Below are 23,095 nucleotides of genomic sequence, written 5' to 3'. Positions count from 1 at the left end.
GACACCCGAGTTCCGCATGAAAAAAGATCTTCCAAGCCTCATCCTCATCCGCCACGGCGAAACCCAATGGAACGTCGCCGGTCGACTGCAGGGCCGCAAGGACACGCCGCTGACGGCCAATGGCGTGCGCCAGGCGCTCGCCGTCGGCCTGCGCCTTGCCGAACGGATCGCCGAGGAGGACAAGAACCTCACCTTCTGGGTGAGCCCGCTTGGCCGCGCCCGCCAGACCGCATCGATCCTCGCCGATACCTGGTCGATCCCCTTCGATCGTTTTGCCGAGGCGGCTGCCCTCGCCGAACGCTCCTATGGCGCCTGGGAGGGGCTCGCCCATGACGAGATCGAGCGGGATCTTGTGGACCAGTACGAGGCGCACAGCGCCGACCCTTTCGACTATTCGATGCCGGGCGGTGAAAGCCGGACGGCGCTTGCAGCGCGCCTCGAAGCCTGGCTCGACACGCTCGAGCGCGGCCGGCGCCATGTCGTGGTTACCCATAGCGGCTGCCTCAGGGCGCTGCGCGGCATCTACACCGCCGCCTCGCGCGACGAGATTCTTGCCTATCGCGAACCGCAGACGGCCTCGTTCCTACTGACCGCAGGCCGCGAGACCATGCTCGACGTGCCCCTCAACATCCTGCGCGCCCTTGGCTGCGATGGCGCCGGAAGGACCGTCTGGATCTGATCGACCAGGCTGCCGCAACCAGCCACAAGAAACGCCGCGCATGGAGGCCATGCGCGGCGTTCGATATTCAAAGCGATATATTACGCCCCTTAGAAGCTCACCTTCAGCTTGGCGTTGACGCCGTGGTCGGAAACGCCGGAGGCGATCTGGCCGGTGTAGTTGACGCCAAAGGTCGCGGTCGGAGCGATCTTGAAGTCGATACCCGCTTCGACGAGCGCGGCATCCCGGGCGATCGGCGCGCCGCCGACCGTGAAGCCCTGGCCGCCGGCAAAGGCGAGCGTCGAGGTCGGCACGACATCGCCGAAGGCATGGCGCCAACCGACGGTGCCGCTCAGGACCGCCGCCGTTTCGCCGAAGGACACGTCGGTCGAGGTGCGCACGCCGATCGTCGTGAAGGTCGTGTCGGTGTTGTCCGAGCGGCTCGAGAGCGCCGCTGCTCCGCCCTTTTCACGGAAACCGTCCGTGTCGAGGTTGAGATAGGCGAGATTGGCGAAACCCTCGAAATCGAAGCGACCGGCACTTGCCGCATAGCTCGCCTCGCCGAAGATCTGGGCGGTGCGGGCATCATAGGCCGCCGACAGGCTGTCGTCGAAGCCGCCGAAGGCTACGCTACGGGTCGTTTCGATGCGGTGCCAGCTATAGGTCGCACCCGCCGTCAGCGACAGCGCGCCAAGCCCGGTCCCGGCATAGGCGCCGATATGGTAGTTGTCGCTGTCTCCCGAGGAACGACGATCGACCACGTCGAAGGTCGAGCGGCTGTAGCCGCCAAAGAGGCCGGCGCGCCAGTTGTCACCGACAAGACCGTCGGCACCCATGAGGAAACCACCGACATTGCGCTGGAAGCCCGCCGCATTGCCGTTGCCGTCCGTATCGCCCCAGGTGCCGAAGGCCTGGCTCCAGAAGGCGAAGCGCTCGGTATCGGCCGCAACGCTTTCGATGCCGCCTTCGCCATAGGCGAGCACCGGCGTCGCCTTGGTGCTGTCATCGCCGAAGGCCGCACGGATGCGGTTGGTGGCTGCCGCGTTCAGAAGCAGACCGCCCTGCAGCAGCATCCCCTTGGTCGAGGCATGGATCTCGCCCGAGAGCTGGTCGAAGGCAAAACGCGCCTGTGCGCGGTCGAGGTTGGTGAGCGCCGAATAGGCGGCATTGGAGAAGCCGAGACTTTCGGCGGCGATCGCCGTTGCCCGCTGGTTGGCGGTCTCGGTAACGTCCGCGAAGCGGATGTCGTTGCGGCTGAGCGTCAGCGTCACGCTGTTGGCGTCGTAGCCGAGCGTCGGGTCGAGGAAGACGAGGCTGGATGCGACGTCCGCAAAGGTACCGGTCACGCCGCCTGAAGCCGTCAGGATCGTGTAGCTGGTCTGCGGCGCGTAGCTGCCATTGGCCGCAAGTGCCAGGACCGAGCCGCCGTTGAGCGTCGCCTTGCCTGACGCGACGATCTTGTCGCTCTCACCCTTGTCGTTGGCCTCGACCTGATAGGTGGAGCCGGCCGCAAAATTGATATCGCCGGCAACGTTGAGCGTACCGATCGAATTGCCGGGCGCGATCACGCCGCCGTCGGCAATGGTGATGCTGCCGAACGTTCCGATGCCGCCGATGGCGCCGTCCTTTTCGACGGTGAGCCCCGAAGACGAAGCGATCGACCCTTGCACCGAGAGCAGGCCGGACTTGACCACGGTCGCGCCGGTATAGGTGTTCTGGCCGTTGAGCACGAGCGCCCCGGCGCCGAGCTTGGTGAAGCCACCGCTGCCGCTGATCGCCTTGTTGACGGCAACGACGTTTGCCGCATCGGCGACATCAAGCGAACCGCCGCCCGCTTCCAGCACGATATCGCGGTTGATCTGGTGCATGTCGCGGCCGGCGATCCGGAGCGCCCCGCCGTCGAGCCGGAGCTTCGCCGCTGCGCTGCCGAGGGCTGCATCCTCTTCGACGACCACAGTGCCGCCGTCGGTCACCAGCGTTTCGCCGATATAGGAGTGGTCGTCGATGCAATAGTCGCGGATCGCCTGCTGGAAGCGCGCATCAGTGCTCTTGCAGTCGAGCAACGTCTTCTTTTCCTGGTCGGTCAGGCCGGCAAGGATCGGCAGGCCATTCTCGTCGGCGATCTGGCCGAGATAGACGTCGTTGCGCATGTTGTTGCGGCTGAGGTTGAACACCCCACCCTTTTCAGTGAAGGTCGAGGCTTCGTCGCCCCAGACAATGCGGGTCTTGGCCGCCGAGGTCGCCGGATCCGTGTAGTTCTGCAGCACCGGGCCAACCCAGCGCACCGTGTGCGCAACCGGCTCATGATCCGAAAGCGGCGTCTTCGATCCATCCGGATTGGTCACGTAGCTGACGTCGGTGATGACGCCGGAATAGGGGTCCTTCGGATCGTCGGCGAGCGTCCACCACTTGCCGAACGGGCGCGACGCCAGGAAGTGGTCGATCTTCACCCGGTGCCAGCTTGCCCAGGTGTTGGTGGCGTCCTCGCCGTGCGATGGCCAGGTGACGCTGCCGTCGTTCAGAGCATGCGGCGAGAACTGTTCGCGCTCGTTCGGAAGCTGCAGGATCTGGAACTGTTTCTTCAGGATGTTCATCGTCTGCGGCAGGTTGCCGGCAACCGGATACATCTCGTCGGCAAAGAGGCCTGACGGCACCGTCGAGGCGTTGATCGCCGAGGCGCTCTTGCCTTTCCACTCGGCGATATAGGCGTCGAGCTTCTGCTGGTCTTTGGCGTAGTCGCGCAGGAGGCTCAGATAGAAGCTGTTGCTGGGGCTTTTGACGTAGGTCTTCAGCAACAATTCCTGCTGGCTGACCGAATGCAGGCCGCGTTCCGAGACGTCGCCGGCATTGAAGTCGCCGGTGAGAATGATCGGCCGCGTCTCCCCCTTGGCCCACTGGTTGATACCCTTGGCTTCGCTGATGCGCGTCGTCGCCGGGTCGTAATAGTTGAGATGGGTGGTGCCGACGACCACCTGCGGCTTGCTGACCGTCGGGTCGACCACCGTGTAGGTCACGATGTCGCCGAGCGTGCTGGCACCGAAGGTGCCGGGCAGGCGCGAGAACACGCCGGTATCGCTGTCCTGGCGCGTGGCGTAAGTGCCGAGGCCGGCATTCTTGAGAATACCCGGAATGTCACGCGCGTAAGTGCTGTTGGCGCGGAACTCCTGGAAAGTCAGGATGTCGTAGTTCCCCTTGATGAAGAAGTCCGACATGACGCTCGGGTTGGCCTTGAAGCGGTCCAGCCAGGTATTCAGCGTCAGGATCTTCATGCTGTCGTCAGCGGCGCGGGCCTCGGCCGCCGAGAGCGTCAGGCTCGTGCCGCACAGAAGGATCGCCGTCGCCAGGCGCAACGGTTGCGTAAGGCGCGCGAAAGCCCGCACCCCGCGGAGGTCGTGTCCACGTTGTCTCATTATCTTGCTCCAATGTCGCGATGCGAACACGCTCCGTCACAAGACCTTCATGGCGATGGTGTTGATGAGCGGAAGAGTTCCCTGAAATGTACGATTACGGACATTAGGCGAGTCAAATGTCAGTTTTACAACATTTCATAGGGCACTATAAAATTTCGCGCGGCCCACAGGTGCTGCGCCGATTTCCTTGGAGATCGGCGTTGGCCCTATGGTAGCAAAACGTGCTGAGGGGCAATGAGGATGAGGGTGATGGACGATCGGGATATTGTGGGTGGGGACAAGAAGGCGCGCAGGCAAGCGCAGCTTCTCAGCCATCTACAAACGAACCACTATATTTCGATCGAGGAGATTACCGGCCTGTTCGGCGTCACCACCCAGACGGCACGGCGCGATATCATGGCGCTCGAACAGGAGGGCAAGGTGCGGCGCCTGCACGGCGGCGCGACCATTGCGACCCCGGTTGATCCCAACATCTACCGCCAGCGGCGCATCGACAACGCGGAGCTGAAGGAACGCATCGGGCAACTGACCGCGGAACTTGTTGCCGACGGCGCTGCCGTGTTTCTCGACACCGGAACGACGTGCGAGGCGGTGGCGCGGGGCCTTCTCAAGCGCCGCGACCTGCGCGTCGTCACCTATAGCCTGCGCGTCGCGACCACGCTCAGCGAAAGCAGCAGCTTTGCCGTCGCCGTGCCCGGCGGCTTCGTGCGCCAGGTAGATGCCGGCGTGTTCCGCGAGGAGACCGCCGACTACATCCGCAAATTCAAGTTCGACGTCGCCATCATCTCCGTCAGCGGCATCGACCAGGACGGTGATATCGGCGACGACGACCATGCCGAAGTCGCCGCTGTCTCGGCCGCCATGCGCCAGGCCGAGCGCGTCATTCTCGCCGTCGACAGCAGCAAGTTCGGACGGCGCGCGCTGGTACGGCTGGCATCGCTTGCCGATATCGATGCGCTGGTCACCGACCGGCTGCCCGACGAACAGATCGTCGCCCTGCTGCGCGAGCACGGCGTCAGCGTTCATTGCTAGCGTCGGGGGGAGCCAGTACCGAGGGATGCCGGCAGCGATTTTTGCCGGGGGCTTGAAACCCTTCACCCGACACCACACATAGGCATCAACGAATTGCCCGTGGAGCGCGACGGATATGATCAACCGAAGGCTCCGGGCGTAGTTCGCGCGCAAATGCTGACCACGGATGTACTGGCAGTGTGACGCAGCGAACGGGAAAAGGTCGGCATTGCCGGCCTTTTTTGTTTTCAGCGCCGGCAAGCGCCCGTGCGACTGCTACCAGCGCACGGCCCAGCGACCGCCCAACGCCCCAAGCACCGTCAATATCAGGACCGCGATCGTGTACCAGGTCGCGACGAAGAGCGGCGAGTCGTCCGGGCAATGGGCGGCGTAGAAGGTCGCGGCAATGCCGCCGGCTGCAAGCCCTGCCAGGGCGCCGGCAAAGCCGGGGCGCGATGGCGCGCCATGGCGCAGCGCGACAAGGAACAGTCCTAGGGGTGCAAGGCCGATCAGCGGAATGAAGGTCATGCACACCAGATAATTGGTTCCGACGAGTTTCGTCGCCCAGGCATCGGATGGCACGGCAAGAAGTTCGAACAGTACGCCACCGGCAACGAGCAGCGGCGCGATGCCAAGAAAAGGCACCAACCGGCGCGGGTCCGCATCGGGCCAGGCAGCGACGCGCATGGCCGCAAAGGCGGCCGCAGCAAGCGCGATCGTCACCACGAACTTGAACAGGAACCGAACCGTCTCGGCAGCAGCGGCGATATCCGGCCGCGGGCCGAGCAGGATCGAAAACGCGACACCGGCGAGGACGAGCGCGCCGATCGCCACAGCGGGCCATACGGTGTTCATCGGCAGACCGGGGCGCCGATTGTCCGCTGCGAGAGCCTTGATGAGGTCGTTCGTATCCATCTCAGTTTCGTCCAAATCGGCGGGCGATTGCAGCAAGGCCGCGGTGCAGCGCCACCCGGACCGCCGTTTCGTTCATGTCCAGTTTCTGCGCCGTCTCGGCCACGGTGAACCCCTCGACCGAGATCGCGCTGACCACCGAACGCTGGCCCGGAGCGAGCCCCTCCAGCGCCCGGCCGATCTCCCAATCCCTGGCCGTCTCGGTTTCGACGCTCGGCAGCGTCTCTTCGAGCCCTTCGATGCCCACCGTCGGGCGGCGAGCTTGTCGGCGCACGGCATCCACGTATTTGTGCCGGGCGACGGCATGCAGCCACGGGATGACGGGCGCGTCCTCCCGCCAGGTGTGGCGCTTGACGTGCACCGCCAGCAGCGCCTCCTGCACGACGTCCTCCGCATCGACGCCACCGCCGATGGTCCAGCGCCGGGCCCAGCCACGGATCACCTGCGCCGCGTCCCGCAGGAAGTCGGCATAGGCCTTTTCGTCGCCGGCCACGGCCGCGCGAAGAAGCCCTGCGAGATGTTCGTCGTCCGCGCCGCTCACCCGGGCCCTTCCTCCCATTCGCCGATTCCCGGCATTTGTTACACGGCTATCGCAAATTCACGGCTGCTGTCTGCTCGGACCGGCCTCGCGAACCCATCACGAAAGCGTGTTGCCAACGTTATGTAACGCCCGACACCTGCGTGGCGAAAGACCCGATGTGCGCCTCAGTCACGAGCGCACTCGATCAATTCAACACGGAGACACATTCATGTCCACGAAGTCCACGATCAGCACCGCAATGTTGGCCGGTGCTGTGGCCGCGGCCCTGTCGTCGCTTGCGACCGCTGCACCGCTCACCGAAGCACAGGTCAAGTCCGCCATGGATGCGGGCAAGGAAAAATGCTTCGGCGTCGCGCTCAAGGGCCAGAACGATTGCGCTGCCGGGCCCGGCACCACCTGCCAGGCAACCTCGACGGTCGACTACCAGGGCAACGCCTGGAAATTCGTCGACGGCGGCACCTGCACGACGATGGAACTGCCCGACGGCCGCAAGGGCTCGCCCGAACCGCTCTCCCGCGACATGGCGTCCTGATCCACGACAAGACGGAAACGGGAGGCGGGGCAATCGCCTCCCGTTGCACTTCGGTTTTCAAGGGGATGGCCGGTCGAGCAACGCTCCCGCCCGCCATCAACGCTCACAGGATTGGAACGGGATTGGCAATGCGCACTTCAACCAACGACGGCAGCGGACTTGCCCCGGTGAGCCCTCGCCTGCCGAACCATCAAATTGCCGGGCTGGCCGGAACGAGCTTCAAGCACCAGCACCTTCAGGCGATCCTCGCCGATGAAGCCCCGGGAGGTTTTTTCGAAATTCATGCGGAAAACTACATGGGCGCCGGGGGCCCGCCGCACGCGGCGCTGAGCCGCATCCGCGAGCAGTTTCCGGTCTCTCTCCATGGCGTCTGCATGTCGATCGGCGGCCCGCAGCCGCTCGACAAGGCGCATCTCGCCCGGTTCAAGGCGCTGCTCGACCGTTATGAGCCGGCGCTCGTCTCCGAGCATCTCGCCTGGTCGACCCACGAAACCACCTTCTACAACGACCTTTTGCCGCTGCCCTATACCGAAGCGACCGTTGCGCGCGTTGCCGCGCATATCGACGAGGTCCAGGAAACGATCGGACGCCGGCTGCTGCTCGAAAACCCCTCGACCTATGTGACGTTCCCGGAATCGACGATGAGCGAAACGGCCTTCATCCGCGAACTGGTGAAACGCACCGGCTGCGGGCTGCTGCTCGACATCAACAACGTCTTCGTCTCGGCCACCAACCAGGGCTATTCGGCGCGCGACTACCTCGGCGACTTTCCGCTGGAGCATGTCGGCGAGATCCACCTTGCCGGGCATGCGGAGCAGGAAGACGACGAAGGCGAGCTTCTGCTGATCGACAGCCATGACGGTCCGGTCGCAGACGCCGTCTGGAAACTCTATGAAATCGTCATCGCCAGGAGCGGCGCCATCCCGACACTGATCGAATGGGACAGCGCCATTCCCGACTGGCCGGTGCTGAAGCGCGAGGCCATGGCGGCGCAAGCGATCCTCGATGCTCACGGGCAACGGCTGTCGCAGGAGAAGATCCGTGTCCGCGCCTGACGCAACGCTCCCCGTCCCGATCGGCCGAGCCAGCAGCTATGCCGCCGGTTTCGTGCCGCCGTTGCTTGCACCCGACCGGCCGACACCGGCCGTTGTCGCCGGTCCGAACGGCAAGGCGGCGGTGAAGCGCTTCAATGTCTATCGCAACAACGTCACGGTCAGCCTGATCGAGGCGCTGGCGGCGACCTTTCCGGCAACCGAGCGCATCACCGGCGAGGCCTTCTTCCGCGCCATGGCGCGCTTTCACGTGCGGGAGACGCCGCCGAACTCGCCGCTGCTTTTCGAATACGGCCACGACTTTCCCGATTTCATCGCGCGCTACGAATACGCGAAGGGAATGCCCTGGCTTGCCGACGTTGCCAGGATCGAGCGCGCCTGGCTCGACGCCTATCATGCCGCCGATGCGCCGGCGCTTGCGCCGTCAGCGCTTTCCCTGGTTCCGCCCGAGCGGCTTGGCGACGTCGTTTTCGAACGGCATCCGGCAAGCAGGATAGTGCGTTCCGATTATCCGGCCGTCACGATCTTTGCCGTCAACCGCGGGCGCGGACCGGTCGAGCGCATCGAAACGGCTGATCCGGAGAGCGCGCTGATTACCCGGCCCGGCCTCGACGTCATCGTTCGAAACCTCGCGCCCGGCGCCGATCTCCTGCTTTCGCGCCTGCTGGCAGGCGTTCCCCTCGCCGCGGCCGCCGCGGAAGCTTCAACCCGATCTCCCACGCTCGATCTTACAGCCGCAATCGCCACCGCGCTCGAAGCCGGCGCTTTTGCGGCCGTTCATCACGGAGGATGAAACCATGATGTCCGCATCCAGATTTTCGCAGAACGGCAGTCCTGCCGACCTGTCGCAATGGGCCCGTCGAGGGAACCGCGCCGTCGGCGTGCTTGCGCCGCTCTGGCTCTCCCAGCTTGTGCTGCGCTTTGGCCTTGCGGTCCCCTTCTTCCGATCCGGCATGAGCAAGTGGGACGGCTTCCTGCAGTTGAACGACGTGGCGGTGCTGCTTTTCAGCTCCGAGTTCCAGCTGCATCTGCCGGGCGGACCCTATCCCTACCCCGCTCCTGCCGTAACGGCCTTTGCGGCCGGCTCGGCGGAAATCGTTCTGCCAATTCTGCTCGTTTTCGGCCTGGCAACCCGCTTTGCCGCCCTCGGCCTGCTGGTGATGACGATCGTCGTGCAGCTGACCGTGCCGGATGGCTGGCCGATCCACATTACCTGGGCAGCCATGGCGCTCGCGCTGATGGCCTCCGGTCCCGGCAAGCTGTCGCTCGATCACTTGTTGTGCGCCTGGCGCAAGGGCGGGTGATAGGCTGCACGATCCCGGCGCCTGCATCTGCCGCAGGCGCCGTCCTTCAATTCGGGCGCAGCCGGACCGGGGTGTCGACGATCAGCTTGGTCCAGTCATCGATGAAGCGGGACCGCTGCAGCCGGTCCTGGGCGGCAAGCAATGCCGGGCCGATGCGGATCGGCCGGCCGATACCGGACTCCACGAGTTTTGCCGGGCCGTCGACCTCGGCCGGCAGTGCGCCGTTCCACGAAAAGAAGAACGCTTTCTCCCGCGCCACCTCCTGTCCTCGTTCCGAGAGCAGATAGTCGAGAAAACGTCCGGCAAGATCGCGCCGTTTCGCCCCCACCGGGACCAGCGCGCCGCGACTGAGGATCAGCGTATAGTCGCGCGGCAGCACGATCCTGAGCTTGGCGTTCCGGCGCGAGGCGGCATAGGCGTACGAGCCGAGGATGTTATAGCCGATATAGACGTTGCCGCTGTCGAGTTCCGACAGCACCGCGTTGTTGCAGCAGCGCAGTACCGCCTGGGCGCGGCTCAGGCTTTCGAGCAGGCGGCCGTAGGTGGTCGAGGCCTGTTGGGCATCGAGGAAGGCGAGCAGATAGCCGATGCCGGACTGGCGCAGATCATAGGTGCCGATGCGGCCGCGATAATAATCCGGCTTGAAGCGCAGCAGATCGGTCAGCTCGCCATGGGTGTGCGGCACGTCCTCCGGCGGCACGAAGTCCTTGTGATAGACCATGACCGAGGGCTCGAAGGTGAAGCCGAAGACCTCGTCGCGCCAGTTCGCCCAGGCCGGCACGCTGCCAGTCTCCGGCGAGACATGCGACAGAGCACAGCCGTCGTTTGCAAGCTTCACCAACTGGTCGACGGAGGACGACAGCAGGAGATCGCCGAAGGGCTGCTGCAATCGGCAGGCGATGTCGGCATCGTGATAAAGCTCGTTGGTCACGTAGTCGGTATAGTCGATGGCCACATCCCGCGCCGTCAGCTGAAAATCGCGGATCAGCGGCTCCATCGCCTCGATGTCGGTCGCGCCGTTGATGACGAGCCGGCCGCGCTCAGCGTCGAGCGCCGGAAAGAACGCACGCGTCCCCTCGACCGCGCCGGCCGGGCCGGCAAGGCCAAGGACCGCGAGAAGTGCGATCGAAGGAAGCTGTCGCCACATCCTCATGGTCCCTCCCGGTAAAGGGGAACATCGAGAATGACGGTGAAGTCGTGCACGCCTTTCTCCAGAAACCGGACAGTGCCGCGATGGGCAAGCGCCACCTCCGCCGCGATTGCAAAGCCGAGCCCCATGCTTCCCTCTCCCGTCTTCGAACTGACGAACCGCGTGGTCACCGCCGCCCATTCGCCCGGCGGAATGCCGGATCCGTCGTCGGCGACCTCCACCAGGGCCCGATCGTCGTCGCGCCGCACGCGTACGGCCAGCCGTTGCGCGACACCGTGCTGCAGCGCGTTGTCGATGATGTTGGCGATCGCCTCGCGCAGGCTCACCGCATCGCCGAGCACGAAAACCGGCTCGCTGCAGTCTTCGAAGGAGACGACGACATCCGGGTCGACGGTAATCGGTACCGTCGAGCGAAACGCTTTGCGGGCGATATCGCCAAGATCGACCGGCTTGAAACGCACGGAATCGGATCGGTGGATGACCATGGCATGGCTGAGCAGCTGGTTGGTGAGCCGCGCCAGCTGGCTGACGCGATCGCGCACCCGCCCCAGATGCCGTCTGCGGTTGACGTCGAGGTCGTCGTCGTCGAGCATGTCGACCTGCGCCGAAAGGGCCGTCAGCGGCGTGCGGATCTGGTGGGCGGCATCGGCGATGAAGCGCTGAAGCAGGGTGACGCGTTCGTCGAGGCGGCCCATGAAGTGATTGATCGACCCGACGAAGGGCTTGAGCTCCCTCGGCATGTCGGCCTCGACGGGGGTCAGGTCCTGCGGATCGCGGGCACGCAGCGTCGCGGCAAGGGCATCGACGGGCAGCAGCGAATAGCGGATGGCAAGCACGGTGCCGGCAAGCGCAAGCAGGCTCATGGTGCCGACGAGGATCATCGCGCGCGTCGTCAGTTCGCCGGCAAGCCCACGCCGCGCTTCGGTCGTCTGCGCCATCACCACATAGGCCCAGCCGGAAAAGGACGGGTCCGACAACGCCCGCGAGACCACGGCCACGCGCACCGGCACCTTGCGATATTCCGTCGTCAGGAACACTGGGCCGGCCCGCGCCGCTGTCACGTCGACGCCGGTATCGAGATCGTCGTAGCCGGTCAGGGTTCGGCCATCCGGGCCAACCACGCGATAAAAAATGCGGTCGCGCTCGGCAAGGCCAAGCAGTTCGAACGCCGACGACGGCAGCGAAACGCCCAGATTGCCGGCGTCAACGGTCATGTTCGCGGTGATCTGGATCGCCGCACCGAGCAGCAGCCGGTCGTAGGCATCGTCGGCAGCCGCGCGGGCATAGTACCAGGCAGCCGCCGAGAGCAGCGCCGCCCCAGCGCAAAGCACCAGCGCCACGCGCAGCACCAGCCGCCAGAAGAGAGAGGTTTCACGCTGCTTCATCAGCCACCAGTTGATAGCCGAGACCACGGATGGTGACGATGCGCACCGACGAGCCCTCGATCTTCTTACGCAGCCTTCCGACATAGAGTTCGACGGCGTTGGGGTTGACGTTTTCGTCGAAGCCGAACAGCCGGTCGAGCAGCTCGTCCTTGCTGAAAACCCGCCCCGGCCGGGCGGCGAGCACCTCCAGAAGCGTGATCTCGCGGCGCTTGAGCTGGACCTCGCGGTTGCCGACGCGCACGGAGCGGCTGTTGCGGTCGAGCACCAGATCGCCGCACTCGATAAAGTTGGTCGGATCGCCCTGGCGGCGGCGCAGGAGCACACGCGTACGCGCTTCGAGCTCGCGGAAATCGAACGGTTTCACGAGGTAGTCGTCGGCGCCAAGGTCGAGCGCGCCGACCCGGTCCTCGATTTCGGAACGCGCCGTCAGCACCAGCACCGGTGTCGTCTTTCGCCGGGCGCGCAGATGGCGCAGGATCTCGAACCCGTCGAGCCCCGGCAACATGACGTCGAGGATCACGAGATCATAATCGGTAAATTCGAGTATGTCGGCGGCGGCTTGACCGTCCGTCTGCCAATCGACGGTGTGCCCGACCTTTTCCAGTCGACGGCTGATTGCCTCCCCGACATCCCTCGTGTCCTCCACCAGAAAGATGCGCATGAGCAAGCAGTGACACGGAAGATTCCGCCGATCAACCCGGCGGATATGACCGCTTTCGTGACAGCGTGGTGACAGGTTCGGGGAGGAAAGAGGGTTGCCTGACCGCGACAACGGGAGATGCGGCCAGGGTCTGGAGGACAATCATCGCCGGGGCATTTTCGGGCGGCCGCATACGCGGTCCGTCGATGCTGGTCGATGCCCGTCCGGGCCTTGGATGTCACGGTGGGGCAGGTGTGCGACAGCGCCCTCGAAAGAACAACTCATGGATGGGAGAGAGACCATGACCCGAACCTTCGTAAAGACCCTTCTGGCGGCCGGACTGTTTGCCGCCGTTCAATCGCCGGCCGGCGCCGAGCCCACCAAGCCTGAGTGCCTGGCCGGCGCCAAGCCGGGCGGCGGCTTCGACCTCACCTGCCGGCTCGCCGCCAATGCGCTGCTCGAAGCCAAGATCATCGGCAAGCCGATGGCTGTCACCTACATGGAAGGTGGGGTCGGTGCGGTTGCCTACAACCACGTCATCGGCAAGCGCGGCACAGACGGCAACCTGATCACCGCGGCCTCGTCCGGCTCGGCGCTTCTGATCGCCCAGGGCAAGTTCGGCCAATATGACGAAACGGCCGTGCGCTGGCTCGGCGCGCTCGGCGCCGACTACGGCGTGCTCGTCGTTGCCGCCGATTCCCCCTACAAGACGCTTGGCGAACTAATCGCCGCTTACAAGGCAAGCCCGACCGACTTCTCGGTCGCCGGCGGCGGCGCCGTCGGCTCGCAGGACTGGATGAAGGGTTCGCTCCTGGCAAAGGCTGCCGGCCAGGAGCCGAAGCAGATGCGCTATGTGGCGCTCGAAGGCGGCGGCGCGGTGCTGACGGCGCTCGAAGGCGGCCACGTCAAGGTCGGCGCCGGCGATGCGGCGGAAATGTCCAAGCACCATGCCGCCGGCAAGGTCCGCGTGCTCGCCGTCATGGCGCCTGAGCGCCTTCCGGGCGAACTCGCCGAAGTGCCGACGGCCAAGGAACAGGGCGTCGACATCGAATGGCCGGTCTGGCGCGGCTACTATGTCGGCAAGGACGTCTCCGACGCGGACTACAAATGGTGGGCCGACGCCTTCACCAAGCTCGTCGCAACGCCGGAATTCGTGAAGGAGCGCGAGGCGCGCGGCCTCTACGAATACAACCAGGTCGGCGATGCTTTCGACCAGCAGGTCAAGGCGGACGTGGCACGCTTCAAGATCATCGCCAAGGAAGCCGGCATGTAATGCCGAAGACCGGAGCGGGACGACCTCCCGCTCCGATCGCCATCATCCTGCGGGCACACGGGCACCGGGCGATCCGATCCGGCCGTGAAGGAATGCCCGTTTTCCGTGACGACGTGATCATCGGGAAACCCAACATGTCAGACACTCCATCCTCATCCTCCCTCATCGGCAGGATCGGCGGGCTCTTGATGCTCGCGCTGGCGATTGCCTACGGCATCGGCGGCAGCCAGATCGAATATGCCTTCGCCTCGGATCCGCTCGGACCGCGCGTCGTGCCGGTGCTGCTTGCCATCATCCTTGCCGTCCTGTGCCTCTTCTATCTGAAAAGCCCCGGAACGGCCGAAGCCTTCCCGCGGGGGCAGCTTCTCGTGAAGATCGTTGCAGTACCGCTCCTGCTTCTCGCGTCGGCGCTGCTTCTGGAACCGGCCGGCTTCGCCGCCTCGATCTTCCTTTTGACATTCGGCGTCGGCTGGATCTTTGGCGCACCGCTGCGTCTCGCGTTGATTGGCGGCGTCGGACAGGCGGTCCTCTGGTGGTTCGTCTTTTCCTACCTGCTCGACGTCTATCTGCCCGCCGGCCGGCTGTTCGGCTGATCCGCCGGTCAAGGAGTTACACCCATGAATCTCGAATATCTCTGGAACGGTTTTACCGTCGCCCTGACGATGCAGAACCTGCTCATCGGTCTTGCAGGCTGCTTCATCGGCACTCTGGTCGGCGCCCTGCCGGCGATTGGACCGATCAACGGCATCGCGCTTCTGATCCCGATCGCCTATACGATGGGACTGCCGGCTGAAAGCACGATGATCCTGCTCGCCGCCGTCTATTGCGGCGCCGAGTATGGCGGCCGGATCTCCTCGATCCTTCTGAACGTGCCGGGCGATGCCGGCGCAGTGATGACCGCACTCGACGGCAACCCGATGGCCCGCCAGGGCCGCGCCGGCGAGGCGCTGATGCTCTCCGGCCTCTCCTCCTTCGTCGGCGGGGTCTTCGGCGCCGTCGGGCTTGCGCTGTTTGCGCCGCTGCTTGCGGGCCTCGCGATCGGCTTCGGCCCGGCCGAGTACTTCGTGCTGATGGTGTTCGCCTTCGCAACGCTCGGCTCGATGGTCGGTAGCCAGCCGGTAAAGACGCTGATCGGCTGCACGCTCGGCCTGATGCTCGCAACGGTCGGACTTGACGCCACCTCCGGCGCCTACCGCTTCACCTTCAACGAGCCGGAACTCGGCGACGGCATCGAATTCGTCGTGCTGGTCATCGGCCTGTTCTCGGTGTCCGAGGCGCTGCTGATCCTCGAGCACCAGGCAAGCGGCGTCACGGTCATCCGCGAGCTCGGCCGCATGACCGCCCGCCTCGACGACATCCGCAAGTCCGTCGGCGCGACGTTGCGCGGCTCGGTCATCGGCTTCATCGTCGGCGTGCTGCCCGGCACCGGCGCATCGGTTTCGAGCGCGGTTTCCTACACCACGGAAAAACGCATCTCCGACACCGAGGGCACCTTCGGCAAGGGCGACGTGCGCGGCCTGACGGCACCGGAGGCGGCCAACAACGCCACCGCCTGCGGCGCCTTCGTGCCGATGCTCACGCTCGGCGTGCCCGGCTCGGGAACGACCGCCGTCATGCTCGGCGCGCTGATGCTCTACAACATCCAGCCGGGCCCGATGCTGATTACCGAGCGGCCGGAAGTGGTCGGCGGCCTTGTCGCGTCGCTGTTCATCGGCAACGTGCTTTTGCTCCTCCTCAACCTGCCGCTCGTCAACATCTTCGCCCGCGTGCTGACGGTGCCGAACTGGCTGCTGGTTCCGGGCATCCTGGTGCTGTCGGTTGTCGGCGTCTATTCCACCCACGCGTCGGTGTTCTCGATCCTCCTGATGCTTAGCATCGGCGTCATCGGCTGGCTGCTTCGAAAGGCCGGCTTCGACATGGCGCCGATCATCCTCGGCTTCGTGCTCGGGCATGTGATGGAGGTGAACCTGCGCAATGCACTGGCGATCAGCGGCGGCGACATCTCGATCCTATTCCAGAGCAAGATCTCGATCATCCTCTGGATCCTGGCGGGCGCCATGGCCGTGATGCCGCTTCTTGTCGGCTGGAGGAAGGCGAAGCGCATGAAGACCGCGACGAGCTAGCTGATCCCCTCCCTGTCGGCTGCTTGAACAGCGGCGCGCGAACTCATCGCGCGCCGCTGTTGTCGTTTGGGCGGCACCAACTTAAGACTATAAATCCAATATAGACAATTTCGTCTATGCATGTTTTAAGGGACGCATCGAGGAAGAGGAACGCCGTGACCCCAGAACTCCGCCCCTATTGCCTGGTCTGCGACGCGGTCGCCTTGCTGTTTCAGCCCTATGCCGAAGTCGTGCTGCATGACCTCGCAAGCGAAACCGTCGTCCATATCGCCGGCAACTTCTCCAAGCGCGAGATCGGCGAACCCTCGCTGCTGAGCGAAATCGGCTTCAGGGAAGGCGATGCGATCATCGGCCCCTACGAAAAGGTCAACTGGGACGGGCGCTCTATCAAGGCGATCAGCGCGGTCTTGCGCGATGCGGCCGGCAAGGCGATCGGCGTCCTTTGCATCAATGCCGATGTCTCGGACTTCCATGCAGCACTCCGCACGCTCAACGCACTCGTGCGCGTCCCGGTCAATGCAGACAAGCCGGAGAGCCTGTTCAAGGAGGACTGGCACGAACGCGTCAACGAATATGTCCAGCAGTGGACGGCGGCGCGGGGGCTGACGATCTCAACATTGAGCCGGACCGACAAGCAGGCGTTGGTCGTTGCGCTTTCTTCAGACGGCGCCTTCGGCGGCAAGAATGCTGCGTCCTACATCTCGCGCATCCTCGGCATGGGCCGCGCGACCGTCTACAAATATCTGAGCCAGGGGAGCGCGCCATGATCGTCGTCGGCCGCGAGAAACTCGCATCCCTGCCGCTGCTGACGCTCGCCGCACCGGCCATCCGCGACGCCTACATCGCCGTCACGGATGGCCGCGCCAACCTGCCGCCGGTTGGCTACCTGCCGCTTTCCGATCGCAATGCGGATTGCCACATCAAATACGGCTACATCGAAGGCGATCCGATCTTCGTCGTGAAGATCGCCTCCGGTTTCTACGACAATCCGGCCAAGGGACTGCCGTCGAGCAACGGCATGATGGTCGCCGTATCCTCGCAGACCGGCGACGTGATGGCCGTGCTCGACGACAAGGGGCTGCTCACCGATCTGCGCACCGGCATCGGCGGCGCGCTCGCGACCATGGCGCTCTGGCGCAAGGACGCGCGGAGGATCGGGATCGTCGGCACCGGGACGCAGGCGCGCATCCAGATCCGGGCGCTTGCCGCACTCTCGGATCGACCACTGCGGTTCACGGTCTGGGGGCGATCCATGGAACGGGCGAACGCCGTGCTTGCCGACCTTGAGGACCTCGACCTTTCCATCGCTGCAACGACCGATCTCGAAACCCTCTGTCGCCAGTCCGATGCGATCGTCACCACGACGCCATCGAAGGAACCGCTGATCCGATCGGACTGGATTGCGCCCGGCGCCCATATCACCGCCATGGGCGCGGACGCACCCGGCAAGCAGGAACTCGACATTGCCCTCGTCGCGCGCGCCGACCGGCTGGTCGCCGATCTCGCCGAGCAATGCCTTGACCATGGCGAATTTTCTGCAGCGGCCCGCGCCGGGTTGATCCAAGAGGAGCGCTGTGTCGCGCTCGGCGCGACCTTTTCCGGTGCGGCCGAAGGCCGGCGCTCGGACCGCGACATCACCATCGCCGACCTCACAGGGATCGCGACGCAGGACATCGCCATCGCCCGCACCGTGCTCGATGAACTCGGCCTGCTCGGCCGCCCGCAAGGAACAACCGCATGACCAAAGACGTCCTCGAAACGGCGGCGCGCTCTGTCCGTGCGCGCCAGCGCATCTGCCCCTTCATCTATGAGACGCCGCTGATCCCCTCGCGCGCGATCGGACGGCAGACATCCTCGACGGTGCTGTTCAAGGCGGAAAACCTGCAGCTGACCGGCTCCTTCAAGATCCGCGGTGCTGCGAGCAAGATGACCTCGCTGCCACGGGACCAGCAGGTGATCACCGCCTCCTCCGGCAACCACGGCATCGGTGCGGCCCATGCGGCAAGCGCGATCGGGCAAAAGCTGACTGTCGTGCTGCCGGAGGTCGTCAAGCCGGCGAAGCTGGAACGCATCCGCGCCTACGGCGTCGACGTCGTCCTCCACGGTTCCGAAACAGGGCTTGCCGAACAGCATGCGCAGCAGCTGGCCGCGACCGAAAAGCTCGGCTACGTCTCGCCCTACAACGACAAGGAAATCATCGCCGGTCAGGGCACGATCGCGCTTGAACTGCTGGAGCAGGCCGAGCGCATCGACAATGTCTTCATCGCCATGGGCGGCGGCGGGCTGATCAGCGGCATCGGTTCGGTGCTGAAGAGTTTCAGCCCGTTGACCCGCGTCATCGGCGTCTCCGCTAAAAATTCGGCGGCACTCGCGGCTTCGATGAAGGCCGGTCGGGTGGTCGAAACAGAACACCTCGACACGCTCGCCGATGCCGTCGCCGGCGGTCTTGACGAAGACAGCATGACACTCGAGCTTGCGATGGCCGTCGTCGATGAGGTCGTCACCTGCTCCGAAGCCGAGATTGCCGCGGCGATGCGGGACGTGCTTCTCGACGAGCATATGCTGGTCGAAGGGGCGGCAGCTCTCGCGCTCGCCGGTTTCCGACAGATCGCAGCAAAATGCGCCGGCCAGACCAATGTCGTCCTGCTCTGCGGCGGCAATGTCGATGGCGCCAGCGTGTTGCCTTCGTTGCTGGGCTAGAGGCGCGGCTGAATGGCCCTGCCCCGCCTCTAGAGGCTGACGCGCTCGACGTAGTAGCGCGGGATCTTCACCCGGTCCCGGTCGCGATAGAAGTCGATGCAGAAATCGACGAAGGCCTTGAACCGCTTCGAGACGTGCCGGCGGCGCGAATAGATGAGGTTGATCGCCGTCTGCGGCGAGCGCCAGTCCGATAGCACCGGCTCGAGCAGCCCCGCCTGCCGCTCGGTCTCGACGAAGAAGTCGGGCAGATAGGCAATGCCCTCGCCGGCGACGGCGAAATACTTGATCGTCCAATAGTCGTTGGTGGTGCAGGTGGCGGTCGGAAGCAGGTCAACCTCGTCCTCGCCGGGCTGCGTCAGATACCAGGACTGCAGCCGCGTCGGCTGGCGAAAGACGAGGCCGCGGTGGCCGGCAAGCGCATCCGGATCATCCGGCTGGCCATGGCGGGCGATGTATTGCGGGCTGGCGAAGAGGCCGTAGGAGGAGACCGAAAGCCGCCGGCTGATGTAGTCCACATCGGAAGGCTCGCCCCAGTGAAAGATGCCGTCGAGCGCCTGTTCGGTGACATCGGAAAAGGGCTGGCGTGAGGACAGGAACACGACGTCGAGATTGACCTGCGGATATTGCTGGCGAAAGGCGTAGAGCAGTTCCGAGGTGATGGTCGTGCCGAATTCGCCGGTCGAGCCCACGCGCAGCGTGCCCGCCACCTCCTGGCGCATCTCCGCCATCGCCGTTGCCGCATCGTCGCAATTCGACTGGATCAGGCGCGCGTAGCGCAGGAACTCCGCGCCGGCATCGGTCACATGCAACTGATGGCCCTCGCGCACGAAGAGTTCGATGCCGAACTCGTCCTCCAATTGTCGGATCTTATGGCTGAGCGTCGATTTCGGCAGGCGATGGCGACGCGAAGCCGCTGAAATCGAACGGGAATCCGCAACTTTCACGAAGCAGTCGATAAGCGAGAGGTCCATATTTCGTCCAAAATCTTGTACGATATGTCCATAGATTAGCCTATTTCGGCCCATTGTGTAAACGACTGGGAATTGGGAATATTCACTGGAGCTAAGGGAGAAGAGGTTCCAGTGAGCGATATCAGAGAATTCATTCGCGCCGCATCCGGCACCGGCGGCAAGGCAACCCTGGCGATCCGCGGCGGTCGCCTGGTCAACGTCGTTTCGGAAGAGATCTATCAGGCCGACGTCGCCATCTATGGCGAACGCATCATCGCGGTCGGCGACATCACCGACTATATCGGGCCTGAGACGAAGATCGTCGACGCCACCGGCAAGTACCTGGCACCCGGCATGATCGACGGACATCTGCATGTCGAATGCTCGAAGATGTCGCTGACGAGCTTTGCCAAGGCTGTCGTGCCGCTCGGCACCACCTCGATCGTCACCGGCCTCGACCAGATCATCGTCGTCGGCGGCCCCGCCGCTGCGCGCGAGTTCCTCGATGAAGCCAAGCAAACGCCGCTCAAGGTCTTCTGGGGCGCGCCGTGCAAGACGCCCTACACCATGCCGCGTTCGACTGTCGGCCATTATTTCAGCCCGGCCGATCACCAGGCGACGCACCACTGGCCGGAATGCGTCGGCATCTGGGAGACCGTGCGCGAATTCATCCAGGAAGAGGACGCCGACGTCCTGGCGGCGCTCGAACTTGCCGAAAAGAGCCGCCTGCCGGTGCTCGGCTGCTGCCCAATGACGCGCGGCGCACGGCTCAACGGCTACCAGCAGTCCGGCGTGCGCGCCGACCATGAGAGCTACACGCCCGAGGAGATGCTCGAAAAGCTGCGCGCCGGCATGCATGTCGTCGTACGCGAATCCTCGATCTCGCACTTCCTCGCCGACAACCTGCGCATCGTCACCGAGATGGGCGTCAAGGCGCTGCGCCGCATCAGCTTCTGCACCGACGACGTGGTAGCGTGCGACATCCTCAAGCGCGGCCATCTCGACAACATGGTGCGCATGGCGATCGCCATGGGCATTTCGCCGATGGCAGCGATCCAGATGGCAACCATCAACGGCGCCGATGCGCTCAGGATCGACGACAAGGTCGGCTCGATCTCGCCCGGCCGCGCCGCCGACATCCTGCTCGTCGACGACCTGCGCAACTTCAGCATCGAAACCGTCGTCGCCAAGGGCGAAGTGGTCGCCCGCAACGGCAAGATGGCGATCGAGCTGACGCCGCCTGAGCGCAGCGTCGCCCTGCTTAACTCGGTCAAGGTAAAACCGCTGCAGCCCGGCGATCTCAAGGTTGCCTATCACGGCGCCGGCGAGACGGCGGACGCGATGGCGATCGCCGTCACCCCGGAAAAGATCTTCGTGCGCACTCGCCGCGACGTGACGCTTAAGGTCAAGGATGGCGAGGTTCTCGCCGATCCCGCTGCGGACGTCCAATATGTCACCGTGGTCGAGCGTTACGGCAAGACGAACAACCGCCCGGTCGCCTTCACCTCCGGCTTCGGCCTGAAGGAAGGCGCGATCGCCAGTTCCACGGCTCCCGACGACAACAACATCATCTGCATCGGCGCCGATCTCGAGGACATGCGCACCGCGATCAATCACCTGATCGCCAACAATGGCGGCCAGGTGGTGGTCCGGAACGGCAAGGTCGAGGCCTTCCTGCACCTGCCGATCGGCGGCATCGTCTCCGACATCGAGCCGGCCGAGATGGCGGCGCTGGAAGACCAGCTCGACGATGCGGCCCGCGCGCTCGGCTGCCCGCTGCCCTGGCCCTTCATGTACATGTTCGTGTTGCAGATCACCGCGATCCCGGAATATGCGATCACCGATCTCGGTGTCGTCGACTGCGTCGGGCTGAAGGTGATCTCGCCGTTTTCGCCCGCCGGCGGGGACGAGCGCGCCGACGCTGCGGAATGATGCCTTGGAAGGGGGCCGGTCACGCCGGCCCCCTTCTTCGTTCAAAAAAAGGGGAACAAGATGAACTATCAGAACAAGTCCGTGGAGGCGGCACCGAGCCCGGAGACATCCTGGCTCGCAGCGCTGCTCGACCGCTACTTCCAGATTTCGCGGCTCGGCTCGACCGTCCGCACCGAGATCCTCGCAGGCCTCACCACCTTTCTCGCCGCCTCCTACGTCATCGTCGTCAACCCCTCGATCCTCGCGCATGCGGGCATCCCGTTTTCGGCGGGCGTGACGGCGACGGTGCTCGTCAGCTTCATCGGCAGCTGCGCCATGGGGCTTTATGCGCGCAGCCCCATCCTGGTGGCGCCCGGCATGGGCATCAACGCGCTCTTTGCCTACACCATGGTCGTCGGCGCCAAGGTACCGCTCGAGGTCGCGCTCGGCTGCGTCTTCTGGGCCGGCGTGCTCTTCACCGTCATGGCGTTCTTCAATTTGCGCCAGACGATCATCGAGGCGATCCCGGTCGATCTGCGCTATGGCATCGCCTGCGGCATTGGCCTGTTCATCGCACTGATCGGCCTGGAAAACGCCAAGTTCATCGTCGCCAACCCCGACACGATCGTCGGTCTCACGCAGTTCAATCCGGTGACGCTGACCTTCATCGCCGGCTTCGTGCTGACGGTGGCACTGGTGGTCCGGCGGGTGCCCGGCGCCATGATGGCCGGCATGATCCTCACCACCATCCTGTCGATCCCGATCGGCCGCTGGTGGGGCGACGGAGCGGCGTTCTGGCCGGAGACGCCGGACGTGCACACGCTCGTCAACTGGAGCGGCTTTTCCGCTGCGCCGGATTTCAGCTTCGTCGGCCAGATCGACCTCCTGGGCGCGCTGAACCTGATTTACCTGCCCTTCATCTTCGTCTTCCTGTTCACCAACTTCATCGAAGCGCTTTCGACCTTCCTCGGTCTCGCGGAAGCGGCCGACCTCAAGGATGAAAACGGCATGCCGCGCAACATTCGGGAATCGATGCATGTCGACGCCATCGCGGCGCTGATCTCCGCACCGCTCGGAACGAGCCCGGCGACCGTCTATCTCGAATCCGGCGCCGGCATCCAGCAAGGCGGACGCACCGGTCTCGTCGCGCTGGTCGCGGGTCTTCTCTTCGTGCCTTTCCTGTTCCTGTCGCCGCTGCTTTCTCTGGTGCCGGCTGTTGCGACCGCACCGGTTCTGATCCTCACCGGCCTTTTCATGTCCGAGCCGATCAGCAACATCCGCTGGAGCGCGCTCGACGAGGCGATCCCTGCCTTCCTTGCGATCGTCTTGATCCCGCTCACCTTCTCGATCACGCTCGGCCTGTCGCTTGCGATCATCGCCTATGTGCTGATCAAGCTGGTCTGCGGCCGGGCCGGCGATGTAAGACCGGTCATGTGGTTCGTGGCCCTGCTTGCCGCAGCGCTCGTCGCCCAGACCCAGTAACCGCCAGAAATCCTTCGGCGCCCTCGATGATGGGGCGCCGACATCGCCCATCCGAAGGAAA

Annotated in this window: 21 protein-coding genes; 14 read left to right on the top strand and 7 right to left on the bottom strand. The window is 64.6% G+C overall.

Annotated elements, in window-relative coordinates:
* Positions 1-16: 16 nt before the first annotated feature.
* The gene (locus tag M2267_RS24915) at positions 17-679 is read left to right on the top strand and encodes a histidine phosphatase family protein (protein WP_429118137.1); all 663 of its coding nucleotides are present in this window, start codon (positions 17-19) and stop codon (positions 677-679) included.
* Between the two features lie 89 nt (positions 680-768).
* Here the strand turns inward: M2267_RS24915 and M2267_RS24910 are convergent, their stop codons facing one another.
* Positions 769-4,068 carry an autotransporter domain-containing protein gene (locus M2267_RS24910; RefSeq protein WP_429118134.1) on the bottom strand — a complete coding sequence of 1,100 codons (3,300 nt, stop codon included), beginning with the start codon at positions 4,066-4,068 and terminating at the stop codon, positions 769-771.
* 240 nt (positions 4,069-4,308) lie between these two features.
* On the opposite strand from M2267_RS24910, the gene M2267_RS24905 reads away from it, so the two are divergent.
* Positions 4,309-5,100, top strand: coding sequence for a DeoR/GlpR family DNA-binding transcription regulator (locus M2267_RS24905; RefSeq protein ID WP_429118131.1), 792 nt, complete (start codon positions 4,309-4,311; stop codon positions 5,098-5,100).
* A gap of 255 nt (positions 5,101-5,355) precedes the next feature.
* Here M2267_RS24905 and M2267_RS24900 read toward each other — a convergent pair whose 3' ends face one another.
* Positions 5,356-5,994: an NrsF family protein gene (locus tag M2267_RS24900; protein WP_429118128.1), complete on the bottom strand. Its 639-nt coding sequence runs from the start codon at positions 5,992-5,994 to the stop codon at positions 5,356-5,358.
* A gap of 1 nt (position 5,995) precedes the next feature.
* Complete coding sequence (locus M2267_RS24895; protein WP_429118328.1) at positions 5,996-6,532, bottom strand: sigma-70 family RNA polymerase sigma factor; 537 nt, start codon at positions 6,530-6,532, stop codon at positions 5,996-5,998.
* Positions 6,533-6,740: 208 nt separating this feature from the next.
* Between M2267_RS24895 and M2267_RS24890 the strand changes: the two genes are divergently transcribed.
* From M2267_RS24890 to M2267_RS24875, 4 genes are all read left to right on the top strand, one after another.
* A complete protein-coding gene (locus M2267_RS24890) occupies positions 6,741-7,064 on the top strand; it encodes a BufA1 family periplasmic bufferin-type metallophore (protein ID WP_043624401.1) in 324 nt (107 codons plus the stop codon).
* A gap of 128 nt (positions 7,065-7,192) precedes the next feature.
* Positions 7,193-8,119, top strand: a complete 927-nt coding sequence (gene bufB, locus M2267_RS24885) for an MNIO family bufferin maturase (RefSeq protein ID WP_429118124.1) — start codon at positions 7,193-7,195, stop codon at positions 8,117-8,119.
* Positions 8,106-8,909, top strand: a complete 804-nt coding sequence (locus M2267_RS24880; RefSeq protein WP_429118121.1) for an HvfC/BufC family peptide modification chaperone — start codon at positions 8,106-8,108, stop codon at positions 8,907-8,909. The genes bufB and M2267_RS24880 overlap by 14 nt, the downstream gene beginning before the upstream one ends.
* A gap of 4 nt (positions 8,910-8,913) precedes the next feature.
* Positions 8,914-9,420, top strand: coding sequence for a DoxX family protein (locus tag M2267_RS24875; RefSeq protein WP_429118119.1), 507 nt, complete (start codon positions 8,914-8,916; stop codon positions 9,418-9,420).
* Positions 9,421-9,466: 46 nt separating this feature from the next.
* Here the strand turns inward: M2267_RS24875 and M2267_RS24870 are convergent, their stop codons facing one another.
* Genes M2267_RS24870 through M2267_RS24860 form a run of 3 tightly spaced genes read right to left on the bottom strand, consistent with a single transcriptional unit; the run spans position 9,467 to position 12,616 of the window.
* Positions 9,467-10,573 (bottom strand): ABC transporter substrate-binding protein, encoded by a 1,107-nt coding sequence (locus M2267_RS24870; RefSeq protein WP_429118116.1) that lies wholly within the window; start codon positions 10,571-10,573, stop codon positions 9,467-9,469.
* On the bottom strand, positions 10,570-11,955 hold the full coding sequence (locus tag M2267_RS24865; protein WP_429118115.1) for a sensor histidine kinase N-terminal domain-containing protein: 1,386 nt from the start codon (positions 11,953-11,955) through the stop codon (positions 10,570-10,572). Before M2267_RS24865 ends, M2267_RS24870 begins: the two co-directional genes overlap by 4 nt.
* Positions 11,942-12,616 (bottom strand): response regulator transcription factor, encoded by a 675-nt coding sequence (locus M2267_RS24860; RefSeq protein WP_429118113.1) that lies wholly within the window; start codon positions 12,614-12,616, stop codon positions 11,942-11,944. The genes M2267_RS24865 and M2267_RS24860 overlap by 14 nt, the downstream gene beginning before the upstream one ends.
* Before the next feature lie 280 nt (positions 12,617-12,896).
* On the opposite strand from M2267_RS24860, the gene M2267_RS24855 reads away from it, so the two are divergent.
* The 6 genes from M2267_RS24855 (at position 12,897) to M2267_RS24830 (ending at position 18,691) form a co-directional block, all read left to right on the top strand.
* The gene (locus M2267_RS24855; RefSeq protein ID WP_402321404.1) at positions 12,897-13,868 is read left to right on the top strand and encodes a Bug family tripartite tricarboxylate transporter substrate binding protein; all 972 of its coding nucleotides are present in this window, start codon (positions 12,897-12,899) and stop codon (positions 13,866-13,868) included.
* 134 nt (positions 13,869-14,002) lie between these two features.
* Positions 14,003-14,461: a tripartite tricarboxylate transporter TctB family protein gene (locus tag M2267_RS24850; protein WP_429118110.1), complete on the top strand. Its 459-nt coding sequence runs from the start codon at positions 14,003-14,005 to the stop codon at positions 14,459-14,461.
* Between the two features lie 24 nt (positions 14,462-14,485).
* Positions 14,486-15,991 (top strand): tripartite tricarboxylate transporter permease, encoded by a 1,506-nt coding sequence (locus M2267_RS24845; protein WP_429118109.1) that lies wholly within the window; start codon positions 14,486-14,488, stop codon positions 15,989-15,991.
* Positions 15,992-16,146: 155 nt separating this feature from the next.
* Positions 16,147-16,758 (top strand): helix-turn-helix transcriptional regulator, encoded by a 612-nt coding sequence (locus M2267_RS24840; protein ID WP_429118108.1) that lies wholly within the window; start codon positions 16,147-16,149, stop codon positions 16,756-16,758.
* On the top strand, positions 16,755-17,732 hold the full coding sequence (locus tag M2267_RS24835; protein ID WP_429118106.1) for an ornithine cyclodeaminase family protein: 978 nt from the start codon (positions 16,755-16,757) through the stop codon (positions 17,730-17,732). Before M2267_RS24840 ends, M2267_RS24835 begins: the two co-directional genes overlap by 4 nt.
* Positions 17,729-18,691, top strand: a complete 963-nt coding sequence (locus M2267_RS24830; protein WP_043624431.1) for a pyridoxal-phosphate dependent enzyme — start codon at positions 17,729-17,731, stop codon at positions 18,689-18,691. Before M2267_RS24835 ends, M2267_RS24830 begins: the two co-directional genes overlap by 4 nt.
* A 29-nt stretch (positions 18,692-18,720) precedes the next feature.
* On the opposite strand, the gene M2267_RS24825 is transcribed toward M2267_RS24830, so the two are convergent.
* Positions 18,721-19,662 (bottom strand): LysR family transcriptional regulator, encoded by a 942-nt coding sequence (locus M2267_RS24825; RefSeq protein WP_043624434.1) that lies wholly within the window; start codon positions 19,660-19,662, stop codon positions 18,721-18,723.
* 111 nt (positions 19,663-19,773) lie between these two features.
* Here M2267_RS24825 and M2267_RS24820 point away from each other — a divergent pair, with 111 nt between their 5' ends.
* Both M2267_RS24820 and M2267_RS24815 read left to right on the top strand, forming a co-directional pair.
* Positions 19,774-21,573, top strand: coding sequence for an adenine deaminase (locus tag M2267_RS24820; protein WP_429118102.1), 1,800 nt, complete (start codon positions 19,774-19,776; stop codon positions 21,571-21,573).
* Between the two features lie 60 nt (positions 21,574-21,633).
* The gene (locus tag M2267_RS24815; protein ID WP_402321384.1) at positions 21,634-23,034 is read left to right on the top strand and encodes an NCS2 family permease; all 1,401 of its coding nucleotides are present in this window, start codon (positions 21,634-21,636) and stop codon (positions 23,032-23,034) included.
* Positions 23,035-23,095: the final 61 nt, after the last annotated feature.

The sequence above is a fragment of the Ensifer sp. KUDG1 genome (genome assembly GCF_050434285.1).
GTDB lineage: Bacteria > Pseudomonadota > Alphaproteobacteria > Rhizobiales > Rhizobiaceae > Ensifer.
This window is presented reverse-complemented; position numbering and strand designations above follow the sequence as displayed.